The sequence below is a fragment of the Kordia zhangzhouensis genome (genome assembly GCF_001005305.1).
GTDB classification, from domain to species: domain Bacteria; phylum Bacteroidota; class Bacteroidia; order Flavobacteriales; family Flavobacteriaceae; genus Kordia; species Kordia zhangzhouensis.
In genome coordinates, this window is record NZ_LBMH01000005.1 from 1 (window position 1) to 18,670 (window position 18,670).

Annotated in this window: 17 protein-coding genes; 4 read left to right on the forward strand and 13 right to left on the reverse strand. The window is 35.8% G+C overall.

The genetic code is table 11. The features are described 5' to 3' along the window. Positions 1-24 precede the first annotated feature (24 nt). The gene (locus AA088_RS08695; RefSeq protein ID WP_046744608.1) at positions 25-330 is read right to left on the reverse strand and encodes a GIY-YIG nuclease family protein; all 306 of its coding nucleotides are present in this window, start codon (positions 328-330) and stop codon (positions 25-27) included. A 231-nt stretch (positions 331-561) separates the two neighbouring features. Then, positions 562-1,323, reverse strand: a complete 762-nt coding sequence (locus AA088_RS08700) for a DUF6261 family protein (protein WP_046744609.1) — start codon at positions 1,321-1,323, stop codon at positions 562-564. Between the two features lie 79 nt (positions 1,324-1,402). Here AA088_RS08700 and AA088_RS08705 point away from each other — a divergent pair, with 79 nt between their 5' ends. Further along, positions 1,403-1,624, forward strand: coding sequence for a hypothetical protein (locus AA088_RS08705; protein ID WP_046744610.1), 222 nt, complete (start codon positions 1,403-1,405; stop codon positions 1,622-1,624). A 232-nt stretch (positions 1,625-1,856) separates the two neighbouring features. Here AA088_RS08705 and AA088_RS08710 read toward each other — a convergent pair whose 3' ends face one another. Next, entirely contained in the window at positions 1,857-2,561 is a 705-nt protein-coding gene (locus AA088_RS08710; RefSeq protein ID WP_082106647.1) for a Bax inhibitor-1/YccA family protein, read from the reverse strand. A gap of 708 nt (positions 2,562-3,269) precedes the next feature. Here AA088_RS08710 and msrB point away from each other — a divergent pair. After that, positions 3,270-3,716, forward strand: coding sequence for a peptide-methionine (R)-S-oxide reductase MsrB (gene msrB, locus AA088_RS08720; RefSeq protein WP_046744613.1), 447 nt, complete (start codon positions 3,270-3,272; stop codon positions 3,714-3,716). A gap of 62 nt (positions 3,717-3,778) precedes the next feature. Here msrB and AA088_RS08725 read toward each other — a convergent pair whose 3' ends face one another. Both AA088_RS08725 and AA088_RS08730 read right to left on the reverse strand, forming a co-directional pair. After that, positions 3,779-5,647, reverse strand: a complete 1,869-nt coding sequence (locus AA088_RS08725; protein ID WP_046744614.1) for a sensor histidine kinase — start codon at positions 5,645-5,647, stop codon at positions 3,779-3,781. Further along, positions 5,647-6,393, reverse strand: coding sequence for a hypothetical protein (locus AA088_RS08730; RefSeq protein ID WP_046744615.1), 747 nt, complete (start codon positions 6,391-6,393; stop codon positions 5,647-5,649). Before AA088_RS08730 ends, AA088_RS08725 begins: the two co-directional genes overlap by 1 nt. Before the next feature lie 120 nt (positions 6,394-6,513). Between AA088_RS08730 and AA088_RS08735 the strand changes: the two genes are divergently transcribed. Next, positions 6,514-7,614, forward strand: a complete 1,101-nt coding sequence (locus AA088_RS08735) for a caspase family protein (RefSeq protein WP_046744616.1) — start codon at positions 6,514-6,516, stop codon at positions 7,612-7,614. A gap of 198 nt (positions 7,615-7,812) precedes the next feature. Here the strand turns inward: AA088_RS08735 and bshA are convergent, their stop codons facing one another. Together bshA and AA088_RS08745 are read right to left on the reverse strand one after the other, a co-directional pair. Beyond that, a complete protein-coding gene (gene bshA, locus AA088_RS08740; protein ID WP_046744617.1) occupies positions 7,813-8,940 on the reverse strand; it encodes an N-acetyl-alpha-D-glucosaminyl L-malate synthase BshA in 1,128 nt (375 codons plus the stop codon). An 11-nt stretch (positions 8,941-8,951) separates the two neighbouring features. Next, positions 8,952-11,867 (reverse strand): glycoside hydrolase family 3 N-terminal domain-containing protein, encoded by a 2,916-nt coding sequence (locus AA088_RS08745; RefSeq protein ID WP_046744618.1) that lies wholly within the window; start codon positions 11,865-11,867, stop codon positions 8,952-8,954. Positions 11,868-12,248: 381 nt separating this feature from the next. Between AA088_RS08745 and AA088_RS18285 the strand changes: the two genes are divergently transcribed. Next, entirely contained in the window at positions 12,249-12,419 is a 171-nt protein-coding gene (locus AA088_RS18285; RefSeq protein ID WP_157547122.1) for a hypothetical protein, read from the forward strand. A gap of 617 nt (positions 12,420-13,036) precedes the next feature. On the opposite strand, the gene AA088_RS08750 is transcribed toward AA088_RS18285, so the two are convergent. From AA088_RS08750 to AA088_RS08775, 6 genes are all read right to left on the reverse strand, one after another. Further along, positions 13,037-13,519, reverse strand: a complete 483-nt coding sequence (locus tag AA088_RS08750; RefSeq protein WP_046744619.1) for a hypothetical protein — start codon at positions 13,517-13,519, stop codon at positions 13,037-13,039. A gap of 6 nt (positions 13,520-13,525) precedes the next feature. Beyond that, positions 13,526-14,155, reverse strand: coding sequence for a hypothetical protein (locus tag AA088_RS08755; RefSeq protein WP_046744620.1), 630 nt, complete (start codon positions 14,153-14,155; stop codon positions 13,526-13,528). A gap of 2 nt (positions 14,156-14,157) precedes the next feature. Then, positions 14,158-14,937 (reverse strand): (Fe-S)-binding protein, encoded by a 780-nt coding sequence (locus AA088_RS08760; protein WP_046744621.1) that lies wholly within the window; start codon positions 14,935-14,937, stop codon positions 14,158-14,160. Positions 14,938-14,976: 39 nt separating this feature from the next. Then, positions 14,977-16,287 (reverse strand): (Fe-S)-binding protein, encoded by a 1,311-nt coding sequence (locus AA088_RS08765; RefSeq protein WP_046744622.1) that lies wholly within the window; start codon positions 16,285-16,287, stop codon positions 14,977-14,979. A 27-nt stretch (positions 16,288-16,314) separates the two neighbouring features. Beyond that, the gene (locus AA088_RS08770; protein WP_046744623.1) at positions 16,315-17,283 is read right to left on the reverse strand and encodes an MlaD family protein; all 969 of its coding nucleotides are present in this window, start codon (positions 17,281-17,283) and stop codon (positions 16,315-16,317) included. A 64-nt stretch (positions 17,284-17,347) separates the two neighbouring features. Then, positions 17,348-18,481, reverse strand: coding sequence for an N-acetylmuramoyl-L-alanine amidase (locus tag AA088_RS08775; protein ID WP_046744624.1), 1,134 nt, complete (start codon positions 18,479-18,481; stop codon positions 17,348-17,350). Positions 18,482-18,670: the final 189 nt, after the last annotated feature.

Consider the following 18,670-nt stretch of genomic DNA (forward strand, 5'->3'; position numbering starts at 1 on the left):
AGGAGTCTGAGCGGAGCCGAAGACTCACTTATTACTATAATGTGTCTCATTAATACACTTTGCTAATTCATGCAAACGCTCTGGCATCCCTGTAATCAACGCTTCTTTCTTTTTCCTGCTCCAACCTTGTACTTGCTTTTCTCGGTAAAAAGCAGTGTCAATCCTATCATATTCCTCTACATACACCAGTTTTACAGGCAACCGCTTTTTGGTATGATTGGCACCTTCTCCTCGTGCATGTTGCATAAAACGTTTTGCCAAATACTTAGTACTTCCTGTATAGTAACTTCCGTCACTACACTCTAATATGTACATATATCCTTTGGGCATGGTGTTTTTTAATTTATTTTACAAGAATGAGGATTGAGTATTTCAACTAATCTCAATATAAACTCAAGTAGAAATCCGGGCTACGGATTTCGGACTTCGAGTGCCTCAGCCCTCAATCTTCGTAATAATATTAAGGATTAAAAGTCTGAAGCTCTCGAACCAGTCGCCTGAGTGTTTACACTGACCATAGCCAAAGTGTTTATACTGAGCATAGCCGAAGTGAAGACTACATTATACATCACTTGTACCCGTACTCTCCTCATCCAAAGGAGCTTCCTCATCAGTCTCAGTACCCGAATTTAATCGCAATCCTACGGTTTGGTTATACTGCTTTGCTAGTACACTAAATTCGTTTACCAATTCTTGATGTATAGCATTACTACCTAGTGTGGCATGCGCTTGTACATGTGCTGTTAAACTTTTGTATGCATTTGTAGCTACCTCTCTGATGGAAGTAAAACTCGTGGCAGGATTGGCTGCCGACTCTGAGACACGTGCCAAATACCGTTGATTAAAAGCTTGATTGGCTGTTTTTAGTTCTGCTACCCAATTGGTAAGTCCTACAGTTGTTACGGCACTTATCAAATCGGTTTCAGTTTCCCAATCGGAAATCATGCTATCAATCACGGCAGTTTCCGCTTGGTAATTCATTCGTGGAATGTTCGTACCGTAATTGTTCAAATTAAACAACAAACTGTTTGCCGCCGATTGCAATCGGTCATCATAATGATAGCTATGCGCTTCCAAGTTTGCCTTAATTCCCATAAAGGCTCTATCGCGTCGGGCATCAAGGTTAATCAGCTCTTGCGTAATGCCACTACTCTTTTCTTGTTGAAACAAATCATCTATCTGATTTGTCACGGTTGCTAATGCATCACGTTGTGCCGTGAGCTGCAATACGTCAACATCTTGTGCGTTGACCAATTCTAATACATCTTTCATGTATTGTAAAAATTCGCTATTTCTGTAGCGAGAAAAAACAGGTATTTCCATAATACGCTCATTTTAAAGAATTCATAAATATTTTATCATTTCATGGTTTTTTATTGAAGAATTCGCAATAAAATACCGTTTGAAACAGTCTCGCAGCAATGCAACAAGCTTTCCAACACGTTGGAAACGGTCTCGCAGACCTGAAGGAAGCTTTCAAACGTGTTGGAAAACGTCTCGCAGACGTGCAGGAAGCTTTCAAATGCGTTGGAAAACATCTCGCAGACTTGCAATAGACTTTCCAACAGTAACAAAACCATCTCGCAAGCGTGCAACTCGCTTTTATGTGTCTTGGAAAGCATAAAACATTGCTGTTTGATACTATGAATCTCTAAAAAAAATCAATAGAAACCGATAATTAATGTATAAGCGTCGAAATTAATTAATAAGCGTTCACTTCGATAAACTCAGTGTAAACACTTCGACAGGCTCACTTCGATAAACTCAGTGTAACACTTCGACAGGCTCAGTGTAAAAAAAAAAAAACCGCCTTACAGAAATGCAAAGCGGTTTTGGATATATTATGTATTTACTATCTATTCGTTTAAAAAGATGCTAATGATATACCAAAATAGTAACATTAATGAAGCAAAGAGTCCTAAAGAAGCCGCAACGTATTGCTCTTCTTCATATCTGTGAATCATATTAGACGTTTGGTATAAAATAGAACCAGAAGCCAATACGACCATTCCGACACTAAACCATAATCCTAAGGTAAATCCTCCAAATAGTGTTCCGGCAACCACCAACCCGATGGCTAAGAAACCACCTATTGTTAGGATTGATTTTAAGAAAGAGAAATCTTTATTGGTTATAAATACAACTGCCGACAACCCTGCAAATAACGCCAAGGTCATGACACCAGCTTGTGTAAGTACGTCCGTTTGCGTTGCCTCTGAAAAACGCATTGCAATGAAAATTAACGGGACAAAGATAAACGCTTCTGCAACCACATATAGAAATAGCATGACGTTGTGTACTGTTTTGTCTTTACTACGCAATGCCGTACGCTCGGCATAGTTGGTAATAAGCATAAAACCTCCAAGAACAAGTAACCACGTCCATCCTTGCGTCATTTGCAATCCGATGTTTACGATAAATTCCGATTGAAGAAATAAATATTCTACAACCACAAATAGTAATACAGCAAAGGCTAAATAGGTATATGTTTTTTTGTAAAAGGCTACTCTAGCTTCTTGGTGCAATGCACTTACTGGGAGCGCTTGATTGAATTCTTCCATATTGTTATGTGTTTTTATTATTCTCAAATGTACCATTAAGTTTTTAACTCTGCAATAGTAATGGCTTGCTGTACGCTGTTAATTGTGTGTTAAGGTGATGGAGGCAATATTCAGTATTCAGTATTTAGTATTCAGTATTTAGTGTTCTGTGTTCTGTGTTCTGTGTTCTGTGTTCTGTGTTCAAAAACAACCCTTTAACCCACTTAAATACAACTATTTACTTTATTTTTTTGTATTTTACTGTACAGAAAAACATATATAGTATGGCAACAGCAGGAAGTAAGATACGTAGACAACATCAACGACAAACGAATAAGATTCGAAATTTGGTAAAGGATAGTAAGATTTTGAAACAACACAAGGAACAAACACAACAGATTCGACAACGAGTGAATACTAGTAAAATCCGAAAGCAGCATCAAAAGAATGTTCGCCGAATTAAAAGTTTTTTTAGTAAGATTAGAACGCGCTGAGTAGTTTTTAAAGTATTCGACTGATGGCAAGTAGAGAGATGTTTTCTGAATTATGCAGGATTAAAAACTACTCTTTTTTATTTACCCTTCAGCATTCAACATTCAACATTCAACATTCAGCATTCAGCATTCAACATTCAACATTCAGTATTCAACATTCAACATTCAGTATTCAGCATTCAGCATTCATAATTCCAAGATTCCTTATCTTTACAGTACAAAAAAAAGAAAATATATGCTTACTTGGAAAGATGTGATTCATCATGCAACCCACGGAAATAATACCCCTGACCGTAGAGTTGAAAAAACGGAAGCTGAATGGAAAGCCCTGTTAACACCTGAACAGTTTTATATTACCCGCCAAAAAGGGACAGAACGCCCTTTTTCTGGAGAACATTGCAGTCGTTACGATCCGGGTGTGTATGCTTGTGTATGTTGTAAAACACCGTTGTTTGATTCTAATTTAAAATTTAGTTCGAGTAGTGGTTGGCCTAGCTTTACCGAACCTGTAAAGAACAATGTAATTGATTATATAAAGGATACTTCTCATGGCATGGTACGAGTAGAAGTTACCTGTAGTACCTGCGATGCACATTTGGGACATGTGTTTCCTGACGGACCAGCACCAAGTGGCTTGCGCTTTTGTATCAATTCGGAGTCGTTGGTACTGATAGATGAATAGATGTGTGGAATGCTTTATTTTAAATGTTGAGTGTGGGAATGCTGAAGTAAGGGAGTTTTGACTTAGCGTGGAATTTCTATGACCACAGAGGTGCCTTTGCTCTGAAAGGTGTCAATGTTCATTTTTCCGCCTACGGCAAGAATTCGCTTTTGAATCCCTCTGATGCCCATGCCTTTACTGCTGAGAAGAACGACTTCTGAAATGCCAACTCCGTTGTCTTCCACAATGACAGAGATTATTTTTTGATGTACGGTAATAGATACATTTGCTCGGGTAGCTTGCGCATGTTTGATGACATTGGCAATCAATTCTTGAATGATTCGAAAGATGAAGATTTCACGAGTACTTTCTAAGCGTTCTTCCAATCCATGATGTTGTAGTGAAATCACAATACCGTTGATGCCATTGCTGTTTTGAATGAGGTTTTCAATAGCAGGCAACAAGGCTTTTTTTGCCATGACGCCACTATTTTTTTGGTATGCCATGGCATGCACTTCATCGTACGCATTTTCTAGGAGTTGTTTGGTTTTCCCAAAGAGCGCTTCTATTTTTTGTGGATCGGCAGTGTCTTTCCGTTCATTTAGGTGTTCAAATTGCATTTTGGCGGCAGACAATAGTGCACATACGTTGTCGTGCAAATCGCTCGCAATGGCTTCTCGTTCGCGTTCTTGCCCGAGAATCATCGCATCAATCGCTGCAATTTCTTGTTCGCGTTGTGCTTTTTCCAGCTTTTGCGCTTCTATTTCCAGTTGTTGAGAAATGATGCGCTGTTTCCGCTTGGAGTTTCGGTAGTATAACAAAGCAATGACACTTCCCAAACTTAGTACAATAGCCAGAATGATGATGATGGTGGCTTGGTTTTCTGTTTTTTCTTTTGTGTAACTTAACGCTTTTCGAATAGTATCAACTTGCAACTCACTCTCTAACATCGAGTTTTTAATATTGTTATTGACATAATTCGTTTTTCTTTCTAGTGCTATAGATTTTTCAAGATGATAGTGTGCTTTCTGGCACTCCTCTTTCGCTTTATAAAATACTGCCTTATAATTTTCAATATGTAATTGGCTTTTAAGACTGTCAGACCTGTCAATGTAATTATTAGCTTCTTCAATATGGTTTAATCCTTGATCAAACTCTTTAGAGGGCAAACTTATATACGCTAGTCGTACGTGCGTTCTAAAAAATAAATAGTTGGTATGCGGTGTGAGTTCAGTTTCTGCCAATACTTTTTGATGGTATTCTTTGGCATTGCGATACATATCTTTTGTTTCAAAGAAAACAGCTTTCAACGAGTAAAATAACGGCAAGAATTTATGGGTTGCTGGAAGTTGTTTGGTTGCCTTTTCAAACTCTTCTATGAGTAATGTTACATTTAAGTCTTTGTAGATATTTTCTAATGCCAAATAGGTTTTATATTGCAAGTACCAACAGTTTTCTATCGGAGACGATGCCAGACTATTAAATTCCTCTAAATAACCTACATACTGCTCATGCGTCAACGAATACTGAAAGTGGTAAAACTCTAAAATACCATACAAGCAGAGCTTTTGCAAAGGAATGCTTTCGAGTGTTTTGGATAGTGTGTATGCTTCAAAGAAGGCTTCAAACGAGTCTACTTCATTAGGATGGTGATACAATTGGTCAAATCCTTGGTTGAGCAGTGCGACGCAATAGGTGGTGGTTTTTTGTTTGCTTGCCGTAAGTGTATACGGTATGTAGTTTTCTTCCTGTCCTGCATAGTACATGGTATTTGCCAAGGTTTGCAATTCTAGTCGCAAGTCTGCATCTGTCGCATATGTAGCCAAAGCACCCGCAGCTTTGTATTCGATATTGAATACTTCTGCTACAAATGCTTCGGTTACTTTGTTGTCTTGCGCTTTTAGGGTATGCGTCACACCTAGTACTGCAAGGAATAAAACTATTTTATACATTAAAATATGATTTTACTGTATCCTTTAGGACATACGGCTCCTGGGGATCTTTTTCTTGACTTAAAATCTCCATATTTAGGGTTTCCTTTACAATCTGGAATTAATTCTTCAAATTCATCTATCAATCTTCGTTGCGAATCGACTCTCCTTCCACGTAAATCAATTAAATGTCCATCACTGTTTATATAGTTGTTGTTATCATCTAGAGCTAAATTAAGAAACCTTCCTTGTCTGTAATTTAAATAATCACTCTCAAAAACATAGTTAGGTCTCTCTCCATCACGATAATAAAATTCAGTATCAAATATATCATCTTTCAGTTCATTACAAATATCATTTTCTAAGGGTAATAACTCTCTATCTATTTCTAAATAGATGTCTTTCTTAAAATCATCTTCAGATAGTGTAGGATCAATTTCGAGATCATACGTTTTATTCTCATGTACGCCTTTTAAATTAACTTTTAATGAGATTACTCTAATAATTTTTTTATCAATAGAATTGTCATACACTTCTATTCTCCTTCTGAGTTTTTGAAAATCAGCACTGTGAATACCTAAGTTAATTATACCTTTATAATTAATCAATTTTAACTTAATTGATAATTTCCCATCAACTTCATTGTAAGTAAATTTACCAAAAATACTAAACATAGTTCCGTATAAAGAACTTGTATATACAGTTTGCCACCTATCTTGACAATCTTTCTTGAAGGAAACTGTTCCTGAAATACTTAATTTACCCATTATAAATTTTTTATGTTTGTTAATACATCAAATCTAGCATATACATTCCAAGTTAATAATACCTATACTTAGGTATTTCCTTAAAAACAAAGACTATTACTTTTGAAGAAACTTATTCTTATGAAAAAACTAGCAAAACTATTTTCGGCACAAAACTTCCCTACTGAGGAAATATGGAAATTAGAAGGATGTATTAATGATACCATCATTTGGAGAAAAACACTAGAGAGTTTGGAATTTGAAATATCCGATTCTGATATTTATCATAATGAGAATCGATTTTCTGCTCTAGAAAAAATAGAAGATTTTGTCTGTAAACTAAAAGAAAATGAAACGTGTGTGGGGGTGCTATTCTTCTCAGGACATGGAGTACAAAGGGTAGATAGTTCAACTGGAGGAAAACATGAAGGTATTATGTTTAATTGTGGAGAAATCCTTTATGATTACGAATTTTTAAATGTCATCAAAACTTTAAAAGATAAACCTTCTATACAACTTATTATTATATTAGATTCATGTCATTCTGGAGGTGTACCAGATAAAATATATGTATTAAAAAATTTATCTGAAAAATTATTAAATAATATCAAGGATACTGAAAAAATAGAGTTACAATATGAATATAGTCAAGGTAATATTAAGGAAAATGTTACTCTTATTATTCCCACAAGTCAACTTATAGATAATGAAAAAAACATTCCAAGGAATATTTTTGTCCCTGATTCTGTTCGCAATGAGAATGAGGTGCGAGAGGTTATTCTACAAGAAATAGGAAATTCACTCAAACATAGTTACATAAGTTCCAAAAAAAATAAATCAGTTCAGAAAAATTTATTTGATTCAAATCATATTAAAAACAAAGTCAATAAAAGAGGCTTAAAAGATAGTAGACACATATTCAATGAACCTAAACCTCCTAAGACCGCTCCTATCAAATTATCTGAACTATCTAATGTAACATTTGTCGTGGCTGAAAAAGAATCTGCGAAAAACGCTCATGAAAAGATTTTTGAAATTAATGACAAATTATCATATTACGGTGTATTTAGCTACTATGCAACTCAAAAAATACGTGAAATACCTAACATTACCTATAGAAAACTTCTTGTAAAAGTTAATAATTCATTTAAACATCAAGAAACTGAAGATGATGATATTAAAAAACAACAAATGGCTTTAGCTTCTGGCAATACCAAATGGAACCGCAAACTATTCACCTAAAACAATACACATACCAAAACAAAACCTCAATCTTGTAGTATAGATTGAGGTTTTTTATTTTTATTTATTAGTTATAAAGTTCAAAAGCAAAGCATCTAAACTTCTATATGACAGAGCTTGTCGTGGTGATTGAGCTTGTCGTGGTGATTGAGCTTGTCGTGGTGATTGAGCTTGTCGTGGTGATTGAGCTTGTCGAAATCACGCCATTTCAAATGCTTTTTGGTAAATAGCCTCATATAACGGTACAATTTTGTTGATGTCAAACTGCAATGCTTGTTGCTGGGCAGCTGCTTTAAATTTGTGGAGCTCTTTATCGTCTTTTAATATTTTGATTGCATTCCTCGACATGTCTTGCACATCACCTACTTCACTTAAATACCCTGACACACCGTGCTTGTTTACTTCAGGAATTCCTCCCGTATTACTAGAAATGACCGGTACTGAAGAAATCATAGCTTCCAAAGCTGCCAATCCGAAACTTTCGGTTTCCGACGGAAGCAAAAATAGATCTGAAAAGCATAGAATCTTTTCAATTTCGTTGCTGTTTCCAAAAAAGATAACCTTGTTGGCAATGCCTAGTTGCTCACACAATAGCTCTGCAGGCTCTTTTTCAGGCCCTTCTCCTACCATCATCAACTTAGCTGGGATTTCTTTTTGAATTTCGTAAAAGATTTTTATAACATCACTGATACGCTTTACTTTACGGAAGTTACTGATATGCGTAATGATTTTTTCTTCTTCATGTGCCATCATACTACGTTGGCAATCCGTAAATCCATGATCGTATTTCGTTACATCAATAAAGTTGGGAACTACATCAATGTCTCGTTTGATATCAAACAAACGTAAGGTGTCTTGCTTTAAACTTTCAGATACCGACGTCACTACATCTGATTTGTTGATACTAAAGGTCACTGCCGGTTTGTAGAACGGATGACTTCCTACAAGCGTAATATCTGTTCCGTGTAATGTGGTAACCATAGGAATGGAAATGCCTTCTTCTGCCAACATTTTTTTAGCCATATACCCGGCATAGGCATGCGGAATGGCATAGTGTACATGCAATAAGTCAATTTTGTGAAGCTTTACCATATCTACCAACTTGCTCGACAATGCCAATTCATATGGTTGGTAATGAAACAATGGATATTCAGGCACATTTACTTCATGAAAGTGAATGTTTTCACTTAGCAATGCCAAACGTACAGGTTGTTTGTAGGTGATAAAATGAATTTCATGCCCGCGATTGGCAAGTGCAATTCCAAGTTCGGTAGCTACTACACCACTACCGCCAAAAGTAGGATAACAAACGATGGCTATTTTCAAAATGAGTTGGTTTAGTCTTCAATAGCTTCATAAATAAGCTGTTGAATTTGAGTTCGTATATTTGTTTTGATCAGTTTGCGATTCGTCATAGTTGGAAAGGTTCTATTTGACAGAAATACATACACAATTTCTTCATCTGGATCGGCCCATGTGTAGGTTCCTGTAAATCCTGAATGCCCAAAGCTGTTCATTGATAAGCAACCACAGGTAGGGCCTGCATCTCCTAATTGCGGTTTGTCAAACCCAACACCACGACGATTGTCTTGCTCGCAGAAATAACAATTGTTAAACTTTTCTATAGTTTCTGCAAGTAAGTATTGCTTGTCTCCATAGCGCCCTCCTTGCAGGTACATTTGCATCATTTTTGCTACATCGTTCGCATTGCTAAAAAGTCCCGCATGTCCTCCTATTCCTCCTTGCATCGCCGCGCCCATGTCATGTACATATCCTTGCAACGTCTGATTTCGGTAGTAGTCGTCTTTTTCAGAAGGAACTATCATTTTTTTTGAAAATTTTTCCAACGGGTTGTAGGTAGTGCTATGTGCACCTATAGATTGATAGAAGTATTGCTGTGTAAGTGTGTTTAAGTCTAAGTTATACGTACTTTCTATATAATCTTTTAGTATGTAAAAAGGAAGATCGCTGTAGCGGTATTGATGTTTTTCTAGCAAATCACTGTCAATAATACGTTGCATGATAGAGTCTTTGTATGCCACATTCATATACAATCTGTCTGCTACCTGAATTGCATATTTTTTTGACTTCTTTTTACTGTACCACTCTTTTGCAGGTTTCTTGGTTACACTGTCTAAAGTATTTATATAGAAAGGAATCCAAGGTTTTAAACGCGCATAATGTGATAAAATCTCTTTGATGTTCAACGTGTCTTTGTTGGTGTTTTTGAACTTTTCAGAAAGTTGAGCAAGCTCAGAAGTAAGCGATATTTTTTTACTCTCTTCCAATTTCATGACAATAGGCAATGTTGCCAAGATTTTTGTCATGGAAGCTACATCATATATATCATTGTCTGTTACCTTATGTTTTTTGTCGTATGTATGATACCCAAAATTTTTAGTGTAAATAATTTTTCCTCTGCGAGCTACTAAGAGTTGCACTCCTGGTGCCATTTCTTCAGAAACTACAAGTTGCGCTAATGAATCAATTTTTTGAAGCTTTATTGAATTGATTCCTACCGTTTCTGGAAGATCGTACCCCAAGCGTGGTAGTGTTTGCGTGGAGATTCCTGTTCCTGCAACAAAGTCTTCTTTGATGTGGATAGGTAATTTGCCTTTTGCAGGTAACGCTCCAAAGATGATTTGAGCAGAGATTTCTTGTGCTGCAGGACTGTTTTCATAAGAAACAAGAATTGTATCTATATTGGTAAAACTTTTTACCTTTTGCAAACTTGCCGGATGTGCAAATACATCCAAAATTACATTATTGGTACGCGCAATTTCTTGTAACCAAACAATTTCTCGATCTGTAAATTTATAATCGGCAGTTGGAGAAGCTTCTGATTGGTGAAACCCAATAATGACTGTTGTATAAGGAGCTAATTTTGCAATTAATTGATCGAGATCTTTTTCTTGAATGAACGTTACTGAGGCATAATGACGTAATGTTTGCTCAAATACACTTCCATCTGCATCGCCCATGGCAACATAGGCTATTTTTTGCAATTCTAAGTTTTTGATAGGTAGGTGCTCTTCATTTACTTTAATCGCTGTAATAGCTTGCTTGATAGCTTCTCTGTGTGCTAGTTGTGCTTTGATTGCTCGTGATTGTGAAGCTCGTGGATCTTTGACCGTTGTTTTTGTTTTTTGAGAGTTTACTAGATATTTAACCCCGAGTATTTTTTTAACTGATTGTTCCAAGCGTGCTTCAGTAATGCGACCATCTGCAATAGCTTGTTCAAATTTTTCTATTACTACAGGTACATGTGTTGGCAGTAGCAATACATCATTGCCTGCTAAGAAAGCCGCCAGTTCTGTATCTCCTATTTGTGCTGTTTGATTGCTGCTCTCTATGTCTAGTCGATCAGAAAAAATTAATCCTTGAAAGCCTAGTTCTTGTTGAAGTTTTCGGGTAACTATTGCATGTGATAAGGAAGCCGACAGCCCATCTTCTGTTTGAATGTCTGGTATTTGCACATGAGTAGTTTGCACTGCTTGTATTGCTTGAGTTGCGAGTAATTGTTTTAACGAAGGCAATTGAATACTATCCCATTCGATTGCTGTGAGGTCTGAAACTGGAAATTTGTCGGTAGTTTCCATTGATACCTTTCCTACCGTTGGAAAGTTTTTGAGTGCTACTATGGTTCCTGTATGTTGTACCCCTTGTAGTAATGCATATGCTTTACGCTGTACATTGGACATGTTTGCACCAAAAGAACGATTTCCTACGTGACGATTATCTGTGTCGGTATATATAGTTGATAGTGGCATAAAACTTACGTGTACGCCCAACTGTTTGTAATGTTCACCTATTTGCGTTCCTATTTGTTGTATGATTGTATCATTTTGGACAGCGCCCAACATCATAGGATAGGGATACCTCAAGGTAGAGTCGAGTTTGGTTCCGTATACTTCTTCCGCATCCATTGAGATAAGCAAAGGAATTTCTGATAATCGCTGAAGTTGATTGGTCAATGTGGCTTGATGCGTAGGATGTCCGCCCAAAAACGTTACACCTCCTATTTTATACCGCATCACTAATTGCTTGATACGATTGTCATGCGCTAATCCCTTATCGGAATAAGCTCCCACACTGAATAATTGCCCTATTTTTTCAGACAGCGTCATGTGTGTATATACACTATCAACCCATTTTTGCTGTGCTAAATTTTTAACAGTTGAAAAATTAGGCTGCTTTGCACTAATTATGAGAAGAGAAACAGCAACCAGTATGCTTATAAGATATTTATTCATAGGGTACAATCAACTAACATGACGAGAGTGTTAATGACAAAAAAGATGCCAATTTTAGCTCGTATTCACAATATAGATTAAATGTACAGACTTTATTGCATACAAAAAAGTCTTGCTAAAAATTAACAAGACTTTTGCATTTTGTATGCTATTATAGTTTCTTTTTTGGAACAAATTCTTTTTTGATGTAGTAGTGTGTTATTTTTGTCATACATACCCTAATAGCGCGTTACTCGCATAAAATTGCAGTGTCATGTTGACAGTTTTTCTGCTCTTGATTTTTTTGAAATCATTTCCTAATTTAGACAGTGGAAAATGGTATGCATTTTGCCATTGTACTGTTGCATTTTTATATGGTTTAACTTTTTAATTTTTTGAATTATGGAGAAACAACCTTTAAGAGTTCAAGTGGTAAAAAAGAGAGGGAAAAGTTATCAAATTAAGTTACCTCATTTAGAAATTCCCGTTACTGTAGATAGTGATATCTATCACCGAATGCGCAATGATCCTTATTATCAATTTGGCAACGAACAATTAGCCAATTATAACTAGTTATTTTGAGTTTAATATATGTGTATCCTTTTCTTAGCATCTCTATGTAAAAGGGCAAACTCATAATTAGTTATTAAAAAGCACACAGCAATATAAAAGTGGTTGAGCATACTTTTGTATTTTTTGTGTTGTGTTATCTGCGAGGTCGTTTCATAAGAAAGCCTTGCTATTTGAATAGCAAGGCTTTCACTTTTATAAACTATAGTAAAACATATTGAGGCATGTTGTAAAATAGTACTTTTTACAACCGTACTATATCCAAGTCAACGTATGGTGTCATGGACATAGGATTTTGTTGATTTCGTTTTTTATAGTAAATGTATTTTTGTGTTTTATAGACATGTACCAACCTCTACAATTCTACACATTGTTACCTGTAGAATTCACTCCTTTTTTTACCTACATCAATATTGGGTTGTCATTTTTCTTTTTCATAGCTTTTTTTTAGATTGTAAATATAATTACCTTGAATGTCAACACGTTACGGATTCCCCATAGGAATGGTACGATATTAACAGTTTTTAAGAAAAATGATTGATAAGGAATCATTTTAATGTGGGTATAAAAAAAGAAAGGCAAGCTATTCGCTTACCTTTATACTTTATTTTTTGGTGTTTTTATAAGAATCGTCCGTGCCAACTTTCTTTTGCGGGTACTTCCCAATTTTCTAAAAATTCAGCCTTTGTTGTTACTAAATTGTTGAATACAATTGTATTTCCTGTTACTGCTCTATCCTTAGCCATTTTTCGAAACGCTTTTAAGTCTTTGTAAGCAATGTATTCTCCCTGTTTGTAGGACACATTCATTTTGTCCATTAAATCCACATTGTATTCTTTTTCTAGTTGTTGAATGAAATGAACAGAAGCATCTATAGAACAACCTGTTGCCATTTGCTTGGATTGATCTACAGCAATAATGATAAAACGTTTGTATTTGATTTCAAAAGAAGCTTCTAAATCACTTCCGTGAGCCGCCCATTGCCCAATAAAGTTTGCTAGTTTCGTTTTGATTTCTTGCAACTCTTCATCTGTGAAAGAACGATTTGCTTGATAAATCCAAACGCGAGCTTCGTCCGATAGTTTGTCAAATGCTACGTACATAGATGTTTAGTTTTCTACTTCTATTTTTTGTAAAACTCGGTACGTACGGTAATCTTTTAGTTGCGGATCGTACATTTCCCTATTAGCATACGAGAGCTTTATTTGTTTCTTTTTAAGTGATTTGATGTCTGAAAGCAATTCTTGCCCTTGAAAGTATTCTAACCACAATAGTTTGTAGCTACGTTTGTTTTCATCTTTGAAAGTTACTACATTGAATAGTTCTGCTTGAATATCTGTTATATATCCTGATACAACCGTAACACTTTCGCTTTCTGTAGAAAGTGTTTCTTCCATATCATCGCCAATGTATTCTTGAGCAATCAACATTAATGTTTCTGGACAAACTTCTAGCATTTTCATCCCTATTTCTTCTCCAAAGGCTTCCATTGCTTTTTCATCACTAAATGATATATTGTATGTATCTTTTAATATTTCTTGGTGCTTTGCATAGGCTTTGGCTATACATACACCAAGCTGAATTTCCAATTGGTTTCTACTCATTTTGGAAGTGTCTTGTTCATTGATGCATTTGCACACGTCTTCCGTTACTAATGTGAGTGCTTTATCTTTTTTACTTTGTGCAAACCCTATGCTTATAACACATAATAGGATGAGCGTACTTATTGTTTTTTTCATTGTTATAGATCTTGTGCGTTAGCAATCAATTCAGCGATGTCTTGTACTACGATACTATCTTCCTTTTCTTTGTTCTTGATACCATCTGTCATCATCGTATTACAGAACGGGCAACCTGTTGCAATGATATCTGGTGTTGTTTCCAATGCTTGCTCAGTACGTTCAATGTTTACATCTTTGTTTCCTGGCTCAGGTTCTTTAAACATTTGCGCACCACCTGCACCACAACAAAGACCATTTTTTTTGCATTTGCGCATTTCAACCAATTCTACATCAAGTTTGCGTATCAAATCTCTAGGCGCTTCATACACGTCGTTTGCACGCCCTAAGTAACAAGGATCGTGAAAAGTGATACGCTTCCCTTTAAAGTTACCACCTTCAATGGTAAGACGTCCTTCGTCTAACAACGATTTTAAGAATTGGGTGTGATGCATCACTTCATAATTTCCTCCCAAAGAAGGATATTCATTTTTGATTGTATTGAAGCAGTGCGGACATGCAGTTACTACTTTCTTGATTTCATAGGCATTCATGACTTCGATATTAGTCACTGCTTGCATTTGAAATAGAAACTCGTTTCCAGAACGTTTGGCAGGATCGCCTGTACAGCTTTCTTCTGCACCTAATACTGCAAATTCTACATTTGCATTGTTCAATATTTTTACGAAAGCTTTTGTTATTTTTTTGGCTCTGTCGTCAAAACTTCCAGCACAACCTACCCAAAAGAGTACTTCTGGTTGTTTTCCTTCCGCCATGTATTCTGCCATTGTAGGTACTTTCATCTCTGTATATGTTTTCGTTAAAACGTTAGTTTATTTTGATTAGTTTTCGTCTTTCCAGTTTAATCTATCCATTTGATTATACGGCCAAGGCGCTCCATTGTTTTCAATGTTACCCATCATGACATTTAGCTCTGTAGGAGCTGCCGATTGTTCCATAACTAGGTATTTACGCATTTCCATAATGATGGATAATGGGTCAATGTTTACAGGACACGCTTCCACACAAGCATTACACGAAGTACAAGCCCATAATTCCTCTGGTGTGATGTAGTCATTAAGTAATGATTTGCCATCGTCAACAAAAGTCCCTTTGTTGGCATCAATGTTTTTCCCTACTTCTTCCAAACGATCACGCGTATCCATCATAATTTTACGTGGAGAGAGTTTTTTACCTGTTTGATTGGCAGGACATTCACTTGTACAACGACCGCATTCGGTACAGGTATATGCATTCATTAGCTGAACCCAATTCAAATCTTGCACATCTGAAGCTCCAAATTTTTCTGGTTCGCCTTCTTCATCGGCTTCTGCAGGAGCTGCAAATGGGTCAGCATTTGGATCCATCATCAACATTACTTCTTTGGTTACATTGGCATCATTTTTAAATTGTCCTTTCGGATTTAAGTTTGCATACCATGTATTTGGAAACGCTAACAGAATGTGTAAGTGTTTTGAGAAGTATAAATAGTTTAGAAATACTAAGATTCCTGCAATGTGTAACCACCAAGCGACTCTCTCAATGATATGCAAATGTTCTCCAGAACCGAAAAGTCCCGCAATGTGTTTACTAATGATGTTTCCTGTTTCCATATCTTGGAATTGTACATCAGTAGCATTCATCACTAAAAATAGTGTCATTAACACCACTTCAAAGTACAAAATGATATTTCCGTCACTTTTTGGCCAACCTTTCATTTCAGCACTTAGGAAACGTTTTAATTTGATTACATTTCGTCGCAACCAAAAAACGATGACAGATACTAATACCAAAATTGCCAGTACTTCAAAGGTTCCTATCAAGAAACCATATATACTGTCTGGTAAGATTTTCGAAAATATTCTGTGTGTACCAAATAGACCATCAATAATGATTTCTAATACTTCAATATTGATGATGATGAAACCTATGTATACTACAACGTGTAAAAATCCTGCTATGGGACGACGCACCATTTTGGACTGTCCTAAGGCAATCATCGCCATATTCTTCCAACGTTCGGACGGATTGTCGGAACGATCTACATCTTTTCCTAATTTGATGTTTCTGCGAAGTTTTTTTACATTTTTTGCAAAGTAACCAACACCTGCGATGAGCAGAATGGCAAATAAAATATTAGGAATATATTCCATAAGTAGTGAATCTTTTTGAGGTTGTGCTTAGTTTTTCTTTTCTTCGTTCTCTTTCTCGTTTTCTTTAGGTGGCTCGTATTGTTTCGGACGTTTTCCAAAGAGTGAAAAATGTACGTAACGTTTCGGATTTAACTTCATATCTTCCAACAATTGTTCTAGTTGCAACGAAGCACCACTTAAGTTGTCGTATAGTTCTTCATCTTTTAAGAGCTTGCCAACAGAGCCTTCTCCGTTTTTAATTCCTGCAATGATTTTATCGAAGTCTGATATAGTAGATTGTAATTGTTTGATAGTTTTATTTACCTCAATAGCCGCTAGTGAGTCGGACACTTTGGATAGATTGGCAGAGATATTATCTACATTTGCAAATGTATTGTCTAACTTTTCCTTGTTGGTCGCAATTAATGAATTAAATGTACCTGACGCCTGCTTAAAGTTTGCTACTGTTGTGTTTAAATCGCGAATACTATTTTTGATATTGTTTCGAGACTCTTCATTAAGAATCATGTTCACAGAAGTTAATAAGGAATCTGCACTAACCAACATGCGTTCTATTTTGGATTGAAGCGGAATGAGTTGTTTTTTAAACTCATCAATCATTCCGGGTTGTGTAGCCGCTTGAAGCGTATCACCAGAAACAGCAAAAGAAGCACCATCTTGTTTTACAAGAATCGCTAGTGTTTTAGCACCTATAAATCCGTTTTCTTGAAGCTGGATTGTACTGTTTTTGGAAAACTTAAAATCGTGATTTAACGCTAAGGTTACTACTGATTGTCCCGTAGGTTGTAGTTGAATATCTTGTACTTTTCCAACCTGAAACCCATTAATCATGACTCTCGTTGCAGGAACAATACCACCTACGTTATTGTATTTAGCATAAAAGATTCTATCTGTTGATAGTACCGAACTTGACATCAAGTAGCTTACTCCGAAGTAAAAGAGAACTAACGCTATAATCGCTAGCAATGCGGTTTTAATTTCTCTAGATATTTTCAATTTTTTGGTAATTTATGAACTTGACAAAATTAGCCATTTTTTTACTAAGAATACTTCTAATTTACTATTGTTTTAGCACTTCAGACAAAGATACTTTTTTTCCTTTTTTGTAGGCAACAATGTAACATGTTGTATATCCTTTTTGTTTGGCTTTTTCTTTTAAACGTTTTATTTCTTCATAATCAGAGGTTTCTCCGTAAAAATAACGGTAAATGCTTCCTGATTTTTCTCTGGAAATCTGTTGCAGTCCTTTGAAGTTGTATGCCTTGGTTGCTATCTTTTTAGAGCTTGCCGCCAATTGTACTTTGAAGGTTACGTCTGGAAATACTCTCGATGTTGGCTTTTCTGTTGTTTCTTCTTCAACTATTTGAACATCTTGATGGTTATCAACAGTCTCCATATGTCTGGAAATGTATTTTTTCACAGCATTGTATAAAGACTCTGTCATTACTTTTTTTCCTTTTTTAGAGTTCAGAAAATCTTCTTCTTTTTTATGCGTCAAAAAGCCTAACTCAACTAATACACTAGGCATGTATGTTTTTGAAAGCACCCAAAAACCTGCCTGTTTCACACCTCTATCTTTACGCTTTGCTGTTACTTTGAATTCATTTTGAATATAAGAAGCAATCTCAATACTTTGATTTAAGTATTCTTCTTGTAAAATGATTAAACTGATTAGTGATTCTGGTGAGTTGGGATCAAAACCTTCATATGTTTCTTCATAATTATCTTCCAAATAAATTACCGAGTTTTCTCGTTTGGCAACCTCTAGGTTTGTTTTGTTTTTACTCAAACCTAGCACAAATGTTTCTGAGCCATAAGCCGTTCCTTTGCTTCCTGGTTGCGCATTACAGTGTATAGAGATAAATAAATCTGCTTTTTTCTTATTGGTCATTACAGCACGCTCATTGAGTGTTGGATAAGTATCTTTTGTACGTGTATAAATGACTTTTACATTTGGCAGTTGGCTCAATTTTTTTCCTAAAGCCAACGAAACATCTAAGGCAATGTCCTTCTCGGTTGTTTTGTAACGACCTGTACCCGGTGTTCCTGTATCACTTCCTCCATGTCCTGGGTCAATCATTACTACAAACTCTTTTTTCTTCTTTTTAGGAAGTCCTGTTTCAATAGTTTCAGTAGATGCTGTTAAAAAATGAACCGTTAAGAGGATAATAAATATGGAAAAATATTTTTGCATAAATTCAATTTCTATACGTTTATAAGCACATAATGCGTGTTATGCATTTCTTATTGTGTTAATTATAATTAAATTATCATAAATGTATGATAAAAATACGTGCCATGTTTTGGCACTTCAAATATTGAGCCATACTTTTACGGCTTTCCTATTTGGAACGAAAATATAAAAGTTAGTTGATTATTCATA